The organism is Bradyrhizobium sp. BR 10289 (genome assembly GCF_019455385.1).
GTDB lineage: Bacteria > Pseudomonadota > Alphaproteobacteria > Rhizobiales > Xanthobacteraceae > Bradyrhizobium.
This window is the reverse complement of the sequence record NZ_JACOFR010000042.1, coordinates 16,231-27,648: the sequence shown is the minus strand read 5'-3', so window position 1 is coordinate 27,648 and position 11,418 is coordinate 16,231. Positions and strand designations below refer to the sequence as shown.

The following is an 11,418-nucleotide window of genomic DNA, read 5'->3' as shown; positions in this document are numbered from 1 at the left end:
TCGGCGAGAGGCGGGCAGGACACATTACCGAAACGACATGATTGAAATCATTGCGATATCGGAAGCCCACATCGAAAGCTTTCACCGCGCCCTCGACACGGTCGCCAGGGAACGGCGCTATCTGGCCTTTCTCGAGGCGCCTCCGCTGGAGTCGACGTGCAGATTCGTGCTCGGCATGATCGCGCAGGGACAGCCGCAATTCGTCGTCCTTTCCGGCGGCGAGGTCGTCGGCTGGTGCGATGTCACGCGGCAATCAGGTCCGATCCATGCCCATGTCGGCACCCTCGGTATGGGCCTTCTGCAGCCATTTCGCGGCCAGGGCATCGGAACGCAGCTGATACGGAGGACGCTCGCCGCCGCGCAGGCCACCGGCCTGTCGCGGATCGAGCTCTCGGTTTACGAAAACAACGCGGGAGCGATCGCCCTCTACAAGAAGGTCGGCTTTGCCGTCGAGGGGGTGTCGCGCAACGCTGCCAGGGTCAATGGCGTGTACGAGAACGTGGTCCAGATGGCGCTGCTGTTTTAGAGCGTTCAAGGTTTGTCTGGCGGTTGCGGCGAGTCCCAGTCCATCCCGGTCGTCCTGAGGTGCTCGCCTTGCGTAGCAAGGCGAGCCTCGAAGGGCGACGGCCCGGCTGCTAGCGCGGCCGTTCATCCTTCGAGGCTCAGCTTGCGATGCTTCGCTTCGCAAGCTTCACGCCTCAGGATGACGGGACTGGCAGCGTGGCGTTCGAGCAAGCCGCTACGGCAGCTTGTCATACCCCTCACCCAGCCCGTTCAGGCTGAGCGGAAAGCCAATCCCCTCTTCCGGCGTCTCGAAGATGATGAAGGTCGCGGTCTTGGCGCTGCGGAGCTGGCCGAGCAGCTTGTCTTCGAGGACGACCTCGGCGACGCAACCGTTGGGCAGGCAGCGGACGAAGCCGGCGCGGCCGACGTCCTGGTTGTCGAGCTTGAGGCCGAGGCCGGAGGGCAGCAGGACGCCGAGCGGGGCGACGACGCGCATCAGGCGGCTCTTCTGGTCGGCGGTCTTGAGCACGATCACGGTCAGGCCGGCATTGGAGCGGTCTTCGGCGACCACGCTCTGGATCAGGGCGCATTGCTCGGCCTGGGCGCCGGGCGGGGTGTCGCAGCGGATCTGCCAGTCGCCATGAACGGAGCGCACCGCGCCCTGCGCATGGGCAGGACTTGGTAAGAAAATGCCGGGCAAGACGAGGAGGAGGGCGGCCGCCACGAGGCCGATCAGCGCGCCACGGCTGTCATGCGGCCGAATAGGCGATCCTGCCATGCATCTCGAAAGCCCCATCGGGGTCGGTCCCTCTGCTCGCTTGGGTCGCTTGCGCGGGTGGACTGATACGGAAATGACGGCGTCTTGAAGGCAATTCCCAAGCAAATTCCGCGCCGCCGAGGCCGCTACGGCCGGCACGAATCAGGTTCCTGTGCGGCCGTCCGCCAGTGCCTACAGCGGGCAATTCCGCTGTCAAGCGGCGGCATCCCGCGAAACGGTATTTTTGTCTGATCTTACTAGGAAATATCTTGCGGGTGATGGCTGGCAGACCGGCCTCAAGATCGCATTGCGATAGATCAAGAATTATGGTTTGAGAGGCTTGATTTCGGCGCTCTTACGATCTGGCCCCAATTCCTCTTAGAGGTATTCTTGCGTGGCGGTTTGTCGGACGGACGGATCGAATAAGCGTTTCCCAAAAATAGGGGAACGCACTTGGGGTGATTTCGTAAGGGGAGCGCGAACGGCATGAGGATGTCGATGGGTCGGGTCGGCCGGCATTTGCTGGGAGTGGCCGTAGCGGGTCTTACGTGGGCCGCGGGTGGCGCGGCATTCGCCGAGCTCGGACAGCCGGCGCCGTGGGAGTGGAAGCTTCAGGAAGCCGGCTCCCCGGTGATGGATAACATCGTCTGGTTCCACAATTTCCTGTTCGTGCTGATCACCCTGATCACGCTGTTCGTGCTGGCGCTGCTGGTGGTCGTTGTCATCAAGTTCAACGCGAGGGCCAATCCCGTGCCGTCGCGGACCACCCACAACACGCTGATCGAGGTGGCCTGGACGCTGGTTCCCGTGCTGATCCTGGTCGGTATCTCGGTGCCGTCGTTCCGTCTGCTCTTCCTCGAGCTCGACGTGCCGAAGGCGGATCTGACCGTCAAGGCCACCGGCAAGCAGTGGTACTGGTCCTATGCCTATCCCGATAATGGCAAGTTCGAGTTCGACTCGCTGATGGCCCAGGACAAGCAGCCCCGCCTGCTCGGTGTCGACAACGAGATGGTGGTGCCGGTCAACAAGGTGATTCGTGTCCAAGTCACCGGCGCGGACGTCATCCACGCCTTCGCGCTGCCGGCTTTCGGCGTCAAGATCGACGCCATTCCCGGGCGGCTGAACGAGACCTGGTTCAAGGCCACCAAGGTCGGCATGTTCTACGGCCAGTGCTCGGAGCTCTGCGGCAAGGACCACGCCTTCATGCCGATCGCGATCCGCGTCGTCGAGGACAAGGAGTTCGCCTCCTGGGTCGAGACGGCGAAGAAGAAATATGCGAGCGGCGGCACCAGCACCTACGCCTCCGCGGCCGGCCCGACGCAATAAGCGCCGGGCGACGGCTCGAGGGACTGACAGCGACATAAAGGGCAGGACCGCATAAGGTCCGAACGGGACGCAAGGCAGGATTTGAAAATGGCAACGAGCGCAGCGGTACACGGCGATCACGCCCACGGACATGACGAGCACGCCCATCCGACCGGATGGCGGCGCTACGTCTATTCGACCAACCACAAGGACATCGGCACGATGTACCTGATCTTCGCGGTCGTCGCCGGCATCATCGGCGCCGCGATGTCGATCGCGATTCGTGCCGAGCTGATGTATCCGGGCGTGCAGATCTTCCACGAGACGCACACCTACAACGTCTTCGTGACCTCGCACGGCCTGATCATGATCTTCTTCATGGTCATGCCCGCGATGATCGGCGGCTTCGGCAACTGGTTCGTGCCGCTGATGATCGGCGCGCCCGACATGGCCTTCCCGCGCATGAACAACATCTCGTTCTGGCTGCTGCCGGCCTCGTTCGGCCTGCTGCTGATGTCGACCTTCGTCGAGGGCGAGCCCGGCGCCAACGGCGTCGGCGCCGGCTGGACCATGTACGTGCCGCTGTCGAGCTCGGGCCACCCCGGCCCGGCCGTCGACTTCGCGATCCTGTCGCTGCATCTCGCCGGCGCCTCGTCGATCCTCGGCGCCATCAACTTCATCACCACCATCTTCAACATGCGCGCGCCGGGCATGACCCTGCACAAGATGCCGCTGTTCGTGTGGTCGATCCTGGTGACGGTGTTCCTGCTGCTGCTGTCGCTGCCGGTGCTCGCCGGTGCGATCACCATGCTGCTCACCGACCGCAATTTCGGCACGACGTTCTTCGCGCCCGACGGCGGCGGCGACCCCGTGCTGTTCCAGCATCTGTTCTGGTTCTTCGGCCACCCCGAAGTGTACATCCTGATCCTGCCCGGCTTCGGCATGATCAGCCAGATCGTCTCGACCTTCTCGCGCAAGCCCGTGTTCGGCTATCTCGGCATGGCCTACGCCATGGTCGCGATCGGCGGCATCGGCTTCGTGGTGTGGGCGCACCACATGTACACGGTCGGCATGTCCTCGGCGACGCAGGCTTACTTCGTCGCCGCCACGATGGTGATCGCGGTTCCGACCGGCGTGAAGATCTTCTCGTGGATCGCCACGATGTGGGGCGGCTCGATCGAATTCCGCGCGCCGATGATCTGGGCGGTGGGCTTCATCTTCCTGTTCACGATCGGCGGCGTCACCGGCGTCGTGCTGGCGAATGCCGGCGTCGACCGCGTGCTCCAGGAGACCTACTACGTCGTCGCGCACTTCCACTACGTGCTGTCGCTCGGTGCGGTGTTCGCGATCTTCGCCGGCTGGTACTACTGGTTCCCGAAGATGACGGGCTACATGTACAATGAGAGCCTCGCCAAGCTGCACTTCTGGGTCACCTTCATCGGCGTCAACCTGGTGTTCTTCCCGCAGCACTTCCTCGGCCTGTCGGGCATGCCGCGCCGCTATGTCGACTATCCCGATGCGTTCGCGGGCTGGAACCTGGTGTCCTCGGTCGGCTCCTACATTTCCGGCTTCGGCGTCCTGATCTTCCTCTACTGCGTGATCGACGCTTTCGCCCGCAAGGTGCCGGCTGGCAACAATCCGTGGGGTGCGGGTGCGACCACGCTGGAGTGGACGCTGTCCTCGCCGCCGCCCTTCCACCAGTTCGAAGTGCTGCCCCGCGTGCAGTGATCGATCTTTCGCGGCGCCCGTGATGGGCGCCGCGGCTCTATCAGGAAGTGAGTCAAATCTAGTGTCCGTCCTCGACCACAACGCCATCGACCTCAATCCCCGCATCTCCGAAGCGGAGGTTGGCGACTACCTCGCGCTGCTCAAGCCACGCGTGATGTCGCTGGTGATCTTCACCGCTTTGGTCGGAATGGCGATGGCGCCCGGACATTTCCATTGGGTGCTGGCGATCACCTCGCTGCTCTGCATCGCGGTCGGCGCCGGCGCCTCCGGGGCGCTCAACATGGCGCTCGAGGGCGATATCGACTCCAAGATGTCGCGCACGGCGAACCGGCCGATCCCGCGCGGCCGCATCACCCGCCCCGAGGCGATGGCGTTCGGCATGACGCTCGCCTTCTTCTCGGTGATGACGCTCGGCATCCTCGTCAACTGGATCGCGGGCGCGCTGCTCGCCTTCACCATCTTCTTCTACGTCGTGATCTACACGATCGGCCTGAAGCGCTGGACGGCGCAGAACATCGTGATCGGCGGCGCCGCCGGCGCGCTGCCGCCGGTGGTGGCCTGGGCCGCGGTCACGGGCACGGTCGACGTCGAGCCGCTGCTGCTGTTCGCCATCATCTTCTTCTGGACCCCGCCGCACTTCTGGGCGCTGGCGCTGTTCCGCTCCGACGATTACGCGCGCGCCGGCATCCCGATGCTGCCCAATGTCGCCGGCCCCGATGCGACCCGTCTCCAGATCCTGCTCTACACCATCGTGCTGATCGCGGTTGCCGCCGCGCCCTGGGCGCTCGGCTATTTCGATGCGGTCTATGGCGTGGTCTCGCTGATCCTCGGTGCCGGCATGCTGGTGCTCGCCATCAACGTCTACATCCGCCGTGAGCGCAGCCAATCGCTGCGTGCGACCCGGAAGCTGTTTGCCTTCTCGATCCTGTATCTGTTCGCGCTGTTCGCGACCTTGCTGGCCGAGGTCGTTTACCGGGCGCTTGCTCCGATGGTTGGGGGCGCATGATCACAGCAATGGCTGATAAACCCGAGCCAGATGGAATCGTCCTCACCGAGGCGCAGCTGAAGAGCCGTCGCCAGCGCTCGATCGCCATTGCCTTGGCGCTGGGCGTGCTCGTGGTGCTGTTCTTCGCCGTCACCATGGTCAAGGGACCGGCCGTGCTCGTCCGGCCGATGTAGGAAACATGGATCAGGAGCCGACCATATCGCGGGATCAGAGCCGGACGGCCAGGAAGGGCCGTTCAAAGGGCCTCGGCCGCGACGTGCTGGTCGCCTCGATCTGCGGCGGCGTGGTCGCGCTGATGGTCGGCGCCTCCTACGCGGCGGTGCCGTTCTACAACTGGTTCTGCCGCGCCACCGGCTTCAACGGCACGACGCAGGTCGCGACCTCTGCGCCCGCCACCGGTCCGATCGCGCGCAAGATCGCGGTGCGCTTCGATTCCAACGTCGCGCCCGGCCTGCCCTGGAAGTTCGAGCCGGAGCAGAACGAGATCGAGGTCAATATCGGCCAGGTCGTGACGGTGTTCTACACCGTGACCAACCAAGCCGCGCGCACCACCGCGGGGCAAGCCGCCTACAACGTCGCGCCGCTGACGGTCGGCTCCTACTTCCAGAAGATCAACTGCTTCTGCTTCACCGAGCAGACCATGGCGCCCGGCGAGAAGCGCGAGATGCCCGTGGTGTTCTACGTCGATCCATCGATCACCGAGGATCACGAGAACGACGGGCTGAACACGATCACGCTGTCCTACACGTTCTATCCGGTGAAGGATCCGGTGGTGAAGCCGCTGGCATCCGGCGAGGACGACAAACGCAAGGGAAATCTCTGACCGCGGGCTCACGGTCCGGAAGGTCGGAAACAAGGGGATAAGTGCCTGACAGGCACGGGATTGAGGAGAGAGACGGCAATGGCGACCGCGCAAGGCAAGCATCACGACTATCACCTCGTCGATCCCTCTCCGTGGCCGGCGGTCGGCTCGCTCTCGGCCTTCATCATGGCGGTCGGCGCGATCGGCTGGATGCATCACATGTACGCGGCTGCGCCGATCGTGTTCGGCGTCGGCACCGTCGGCGTGCTCTACACCATGGCGAGCTGGTGGGGCGACGTGATCAAGGAAGCCCAGTACAAGGGCGACCACACCCGCGTCGTGCAGCTGCACCACCGCTACGGCATGATCCTGTTCATCGCCTCCGAGGTGATGTTCTTCGTCGCCTGGTTCTGGGCCTATTTCAACGCGGCGCTGTTCCCGGCCGACGCCGTCCACGCCACCCGCGATGCGGTGTTCGGCTGCGGCCTTGGCACCCAGGCCGGCGCCTGCGCGGTCCCCGGCACCTGGCCGCCCCACGGCATCGAGACCTTCGATCCCTGGCATCTGCCGCTGCTCAACACGCTGATCCTGCTGACGTCGGGCACCACCGTCACCTGGGCGCACCACGCGCTGCTCGAGAACGATCGGCAGGGCCTGAAGTACGGCCTGATCCTCACCGTCGTGCTCGGCGCGCTCTTCACCTGCGTGCAGGCCTATGAGTACAGCCATGCGGCGTTCTCCTTCGCCGGCAACGTCTATGGCGCGACCTTCTTCATGGCGACCGGCTTCCACGGCTTCCACGTGCTGGTGGGCACCATCTTCCTGCTGGTCTGCCTGTTCCGCGCCTATGCCGGCCACTTCACGCCGACGCAGCATCTCGGCTTCGAGTTCGCCGCCTGGTACTGGCACTTCGTCGACGTGGTCTGGCTGTTCCTGTTCCTCTGCATCTATGTCTGGGGACACGGCGCCGAGACCATGGCGCACGGCGCGCACTGAGCCGCGACCGATCGATCAGAAAGGGCGGCCGCAGGGCCGCCCTTTCGCTTTTCGGCGTCCGGCATTTCGGCTGAAACTGTGATAGGGTCCTTTGTCATGAACGACACTGCCGGCAGCGAGTCCCAGACCACCGTCCTGCAAAGCGCGCTGCGGGGGCTTGCCTGCAAATGCCCGCGCTGCGGCCAGGGCAAGCTCTATGCGGGCTTTCTCACGCTCGCACCCAACTGCGACCGCTGCGGCCTCGACTATGCCTTCATCGACAGCGGCGATGGCCCGGCAATCTTCATCATCATGCTGGCCGGCGGCATCGTGGTCGCCTGCGCGCTGATCGTCGAGGTCAAATACCAGCCGCCATACTGGCTGCATGCCGTGCTGTGGCTGCCGCTGATCCTCGCGACCACGCTGCTGCCGCTGCGCGCGATGAAGTCGCTGCTGATCGCACTGCAATTCCACCACAAGGCGGCGCCGGGCCGACTGATCGACCGCGCGAAATGAACGAGACCGCGCGCAAGCCTCGTGTGGCCGGCTTCGCGCTGTTCACGCTGTTGCTCATCGCCCTGTTCGTCGGGCTCGGCCTCTGGCAATTGCAGCGCCGGGCCGCCAAGCACGAGCTGGTCGCGGCGCTCACCGAGCGTCTGGCCGCAGCCGCCATCGCGCTGCCGCCACCGGCGCAATGGGCTGCGCTCAATCCCGCGCGTGACGAATTCCGCCGCGTCAGTCTCACCGCGACCTACGCTGCCTTGCCCGATGCGATGGTCTATTCGTCCGGCTCTGCCGTGCGCAAGGATGCTTCGGGTCCCGGCACCTGGGCCTTCCTGCCGGCGCGGCTCCCGAGCGGCGAGATGGTCGTGATCGATGCGGGCTTCGTCGAGAACACGATGCAGGACCGCAGCGTCGAGGATCGTGCGGTGAAGAAGCTCGTGACGGGCCAGCCCGTCGCGCTCACCGGCTATCTGCGTTTTCCGGAAGCCGCAGGCTGGATGACGCCGGCAGAGAATCGCGACAAGCGGCTGTGGTTCGTGCGCGATCATCTCGCGATCGCGCGTGCGCTCGGCTGGGGCGCGGTTGCGCCGTTCTATGTCGATCTCGAACAGCCCGCGCCGGAGAACAACATTCCGCGTCCGGGTCCGCTCGACGTGCATCTGAAAGACGATCACCTGCAATACGCCATCACCTGGTTTACACTTGCAGTTGCGGTGCTGATCGCATTCGGCGTGTGGATGAGAGCACGGCGAGCGGATTGAATTTTCCGTAGGTTCCCGGGAGGAACCCGGTATCGTCCGGGGTTTATTATTCAGCACATATTCACGAGGGTGATCCTAAGCCGCAGTCACGTTTTCGCGGCAGACAGGATGTTGGTGTTGAGCGATTTCGACCAGATGGGAATTGTCATCGATTGGGTGGACGCCTGCCGCAAGGGCGACCTCGCGACGCTGCTCGACCTCTATGCCGACGACGCCGAAGTCGAATGCAGCTGCAACGGCCCGCACTTCTCCTATCGCGGACGCCGCGAGCTTGAAACCTATTGGGGGCCGCGGCTCAGCGCATTCGCCTCGGCGGGCTTCGGTCTCGAGGAGATCAATCCCGCGCCTGATGGCGTCGATCTCGAATATTCCATCGCGGGCTCGCTGCGTGTCCGCGCCTCGTTTCGCTTCAGCGCGGAAGGCAAGATCCACAGCACGCTGTGTCGGCCGTCGCGACAGAATTCGCACGACGGCTGCGCCTGCTGATCGCAGGCGGCACACGGGTGCGATGATCCGTCGCGCCGTTTGAAATCGTTTTCATCTCTTTCCCGACAAAGCTGCTTCTCTTTCCTTGGAAGCGTGCATCTCTTTCCCATCTCCGTTGCGCACGTCTTACTTAGACATCTTCTATCTCAGTGATGCTGCACGCACCGAAATGCGTGTGTTAGGGCACCCCGCGGGACCTGCGCGTTTGCAGGATTGGGGTGCAGTATGGAATGCGTGGTTGCGTCGAGGCCTTTGGTCCGCGCTGTGTTATTCGGAGCCGTCAGTTTTCTTGCTCTGTCGTTGAGTTTTCCGTCCGGTCAGAGCGTCTACGCGCAAAGCACGTTGCCGCCGGTGACAGTGGATGCTCCCAAGCCCAAGTCCCGGCAGACGATCCCGCGCCCGCAATCATCTCGTGACCGCACGCAACGGCGAACCGCTGCGGCCGCGCCGCGGAGCGCAGCTCCCGTGCCATATGTGACTCCTTCAACGGGCACACTCGGCGCCCCGCCTGCAGCCTATGCCGGCGGACAGGTCGCCACTGGCGGAAGCCTCGGTCTGCTGGGCAATCGCGGCGTCATGGACACCCCGTTCAACCAGACCAGCTACACCGCCGAACTGATCAAGAACCAGCAGGCGCGCACGATCCGCGACGTCCTCGCCAATGATCCGTCGGTGCGCGTGATCCAAGCGGCCGGCGGCGGCGCGGACAGTCTGTTCATTCGCGGTTTCTACTATGACAGCGGCGATTATGCGCTGAACGGGCTCTACGGGATCGCGCCCTATTACTCGACCGGGGCGAATTTCGTCGAGCGCGTCGAGGTCCTGAAGGGGCCGAGCGCAGTGCTCAACGGAATGACGGTCGGCGGCACCGGCGCGACCAGCGCCGGCGCGGTCGGCGGTAGCGTCAATCTCGTCACCAAGCACGCGCCCGACGTCGATATCACCCAATTGACCGGCACGTACGTGTCCAGGTCGCAGTTCGGCGAGCAGATCGACGTCAGCAGGCGATATGGCGAGCACAAGGAGTGGGGCGTCCGCCTGAACCAGACCTACTCGAACGGCAACACACCGTGGAATCGTCAGAACGACGAACTCGGAAACGTTGCGCTCGGCCTCGACTATCGTGGCGAGACGGTCCGCGCGGCCGTCGATATCGGCTATCAGGCCGACGTCCTCAACCCGCCATTGCGCTTCTTCACCGTCGGCTCGACCGTCGTTCCGCCGCCGCCGAAAGCCGGGCTGAATTTCGAGCCCTCGTGGGCCTATTATCATCCGACGGATTTCTTCTCGACGGTCCGCGGCGAGGTGGACGTCACCGACTGGATGACCGCCTATGCCGCGTTCGGCTACCACGACAGCAACATCAATTATGCCTATCCGTCGCCGATTATCAGCAACGCGGTTGCCGGCGCGGTCTCGTCACCTCCCGGTGCATTCCAGCTGGGCGGCCTGCGCTCGACGCCTTTCACCGGCAAGGAGACGTTCGAGACCCTTGCCGGCGAAGCCGGAGTTCGCATCAATGCCGACACCGGTCCAGTCAATCACGCGGTCAATGTCGGTTATTCGATCAACGACAGGACGTACAGCCAGCGCGTCCTGACGCCGGCGACCGGCTCGATCTACTGGAACCTGTACACCGAACCGACGAATATCGCGAAGCCGAATTTCACGGTTCTCGGCGCCAACCAGCTCACCAATGTCGATCTCTGGAGCGTCGGCGTGTCGGACACGATGTCGCTTTGGAACAAGCGCCTCCAGTTCACGGTCGGCGTCCGGCGCCAGACGGCGGGAAGCTCGGTGACGAATTATCTGACCCCAGCATCGAGCAGGCCCGAGCAGGACACGTCGGTGTGGACGCCGGCTTACGCCGTCGTCGTCAAGCCGGTCGAACAGATCTCGCTCTACGCCAACTATATCGAGGGCTTGCAGACGCCGGCCGTTGTCTCCTGCTTGTGTTCGAACATTGGCACCGTGTTTCCACCCGGCCAGACCAAGCAGGCCGAAGCCGGCATCAAGATCGATGCGGGACGTCTCACCGTCACCATGAGCGGATTCGACATCTCGCAGCCGAGCATCGTCACTGTCGCCGGCGTACCGTTGCCCTCGCAGCAGCTCAACGGCCGGCAGCGCAACCGCGGCGTCGAACTCAACGTCTTCGGCGAGGTCACGCCGGCGATCCGGTTGCTCGGCGGCGTCGCCTTCATCAACGGCGTCCAGGAGCAGGCGACGCTCGCCTCCAACAACGGCAGGGACGCCATCGGCGTGCCGCCCATCACCGCCAATATCGGCGCGGAATGGGACACGCCTTTCGTGCGCGACCTGACGCTGACGGGGCGGGTCATCTATACCGCCTCGCAATATGTCGACCTCGCCAACACCTTGTCGCTGCCGGACTGGACGAGGGTCGATGTCGGCGCACGCTATACGTTCACGTCGCCCTGGAACGGCAAGCCGATAGTGGTCCGCGCCAACATCGAGAACCTGTTCAACAGGTCGTATTGGGCGTCCGCCTATAGCGGCGTGATCACGCTCGGTGCGCCCCGGACCTATCTGGTCTCGACCACATTCAACTTCTGACGGCTTTGCCCCA

General features: G+C 64.1%; 12 protein-coding genes. 11 read left to right on the top strand and 1 reads right to left on the bottom strand.

From position 1 onward, the window contains the following. Nucleotides 1-37: 37 nt before the first annotated feature. A complete protein-coding gene (locus HYH08_RS36645) occupies nt 38-526 on the top strand; it encodes a GNAT family N-acetyltransferase (RefSeq protein WP_220014689.1) in 489 nt (162 codons plus the stop codon). 213 nt (nt 527-739) lie between these two features. Here the strand turns inward: HYH08_RS36645 and HYH08_RS36640 are convergent, their stop codons facing one another. After that, complete coding sequence (locus HYH08_RS36640) at nt 740-1,300, bottom strand: invasion associated locus B family protein (protein ID WP_502789365.1); 561 nt, start codon at nt 1,298-1,300, stop codon at nt 740-742. A gap of 447 nt (nt 1,301-1,747) precedes the next feature. Here HYH08_RS36640 and coxB point away from each other — a divergent pair, with 447 nt between their 5' ends. The 10 genes from coxB (at nt 1,748) to HYH08_RS36590 (ending at nt 11,405) form a co-directional block, all read left to right on the top strand. Then, entirely contained in the window at nt 1,748-2,587 is an 840-nt protein-coding gene (gene coxB / locus HYH08_RS36635) for a cytochrome c oxidase subunit II (protein ID WP_220014686.1), read from the top strand. Nucleotides 2,588-2,674: 87 nt separating this feature from the next. After that, nucleotides 2,675-4,294 (top strand): cytochrome c oxidase subunit I, encoded by a 1,620-nt coding sequence (gene ctaD, locus HYH08_RS36630; protein ID WP_220014685.1) that lies wholly within the window; start codon nt 2,675-2,677, stop codon nt 4,292-4,294. Between the two features lie 61 nt (nt 4,295-4,355). Beyond that, entirely contained in the window at nt 4,356-5,300 is a 945-nt protein-coding gene (locus tag HYH08_RS36625; protein WP_220014684.1) for a heme o synthase, read from the top strand. Beyond that, the gene (locus HYH08_RS36620; RefSeq protein ID WP_212241564.1) at nt 5,297-5,473 is read left to right on the top strand and encodes a cytochrome c oxidase system small membrane protein; all 177 of its coding nucleotides are present in this window, start codon (nt 5,297-5,299) and stop codon (nt 5,471-5,473) included. Before HYH08_RS36625 ends, HYH08_RS36620 begins: the two co-directional genes overlap by 4 nt. A gap of 5 nt (nt 5,474-5,478) precedes the next feature. Next, nucleotides 5,479-6,123 (top strand): cytochrome c oxidase assembly protein, encoded by a 645-nt coding sequence (locus HYH08_RS36615; protein ID WP_220014683.1) that lies wholly within the window; start codon nt 5,479-5,481, stop codon nt 6,121-6,123. Between the two features lie 78 nt (nt 6,124-6,201). Continuing rightward, nucleotides 6,202-7,098 carry a cytochrome c oxidase subunit 3 gene (locus tag HYH08_RS36610; protein ID WP_220014682.1) on the top strand — a complete coding sequence of 299 codons (897 nt, stop codon included), beginning with the start codon at nt 6,202-6,204 and terminating at the stop codon, nt 7,096-7,098. A 96-nt stretch (nt 7,099-7,194) separates the two neighbouring features. Then, complete coding sequence (locus tag HYH08_RS36605; RefSeq protein ID WP_220014681.1) at nt 7,195-7,593, top strand: DUF983 domain-containing protein; 399 nt, start codon at nt 7,195-7,197, stop codon at nt 7,591-7,593. After that, on the top strand, nt 7,590-8,342 hold the full coding sequence (locus HYH08_RS36600; RefSeq protein ID WP_220014679.1) for an SURF1 family protein: 753 nt from the start codon (nt 7,590-7,592) through the stop codon (nt 8,340-8,342). The genes HYH08_RS36605 and HYH08_RS36600 overlap by 4 nt, the downstream gene beginning before the upstream one ends. A 117-nt stretch (nt 8,343-8,459) precedes the next feature. After that, nucleotides 8,460-8,828 (top strand): nuclear transport factor 2 family protein, encoded by a 369-nt coding sequence (locus tag HYH08_RS36595; protein ID WP_220014678.1) that lies wholly within the window; start codon nt 8,460-8,462, stop codon nt 8,826-8,828. A gap of 225 nt (nt 8,829-9,053) precedes the next feature. Next, nucleotides 9,054-11,405, top strand: coding sequence for a TonB-dependent receptor (locus HYH08_RS36590; RefSeq protein ID WP_220014677.1), 2,352 nt, complete (start codon nt 9,054-9,056; stop codon nt 11,403-11,405). Nucleotides 11,406-11,418: the final 13 nt, after the last annotated feature.

Excerpts from the sequence above, each read along its gene's own strand:
- HYH08_RS36600 (WP_220014679.1), top strand. The coding sequence starts at position 7,590 with ATGAACGAGACCGCGCGCAAGCCTCGTGTGGCCGGCTTCGCGCTGTTC.
- HYH08_RS36605 (WP_220014681.1), top strand. The coding sequence starts at position 7,195 with ATGAACGACACTGCCGGCAGCGAGTCCCAGACCACCGTCCTGCAAAGC.
- ctaD (WP_220014685.1), top strand. The coding sequence starts at position 2,675 with ATGGCAACGAGCGCAGCGGTACACGGCGATCACGCCCACGGACATGAC.
- HYH08_RS36610 (WP_220014682.1), top strand. The coding sequence starts at position 6,202 with ATGGCGACCGCGCAAGGCAAGCATCACGACTATCACCTCGTCGATCCC.
- HYH08_RS36590 (WP_220014677.1), top strand. The coding sequence starts at position 9,054 with ATGGAATGCGTGGTTGCGTCGAGGCCTTTGGTCCGCGCTGTGTTATTC.
- HYH08_RS36640 (WP_502789365.1), bottom strand. The coding sequence starts at position 1,300 with ATGGGGCTTTCGAGATGCATGGCAGGATCGCCTATTCGGCCGCATGAC.
- HYH08_RS36615 (WP_220014683.1), top strand. The coding sequence starts at position 5,479 with ATGGATCAGGAGCCGACCATATCGCGGGATCAGAGCCGGACGGCCAGG.
- coxB (WP_220014686.1), top strand. The coding sequence starts at position 1,748 with ATGAGGATGTCGATGGGTCGGGTCGGCCGGCATTTGCTGGGAGTGGCC.
- HYH08_RS36620 (WP_212241564.1), top strand. The coding sequence starts at position 5,297 with ATGATCACAGCAATGGCTGATAAACCCGAGCCAGATGGAATCGTCCTC.
- HYH08_RS36645 (WP_220014689.1), top strand. The coding sequence starts at position 38 with ATGATTGAAATCATTGCGATATCGGAAGCCCACATCGAAAGCTTTCAC.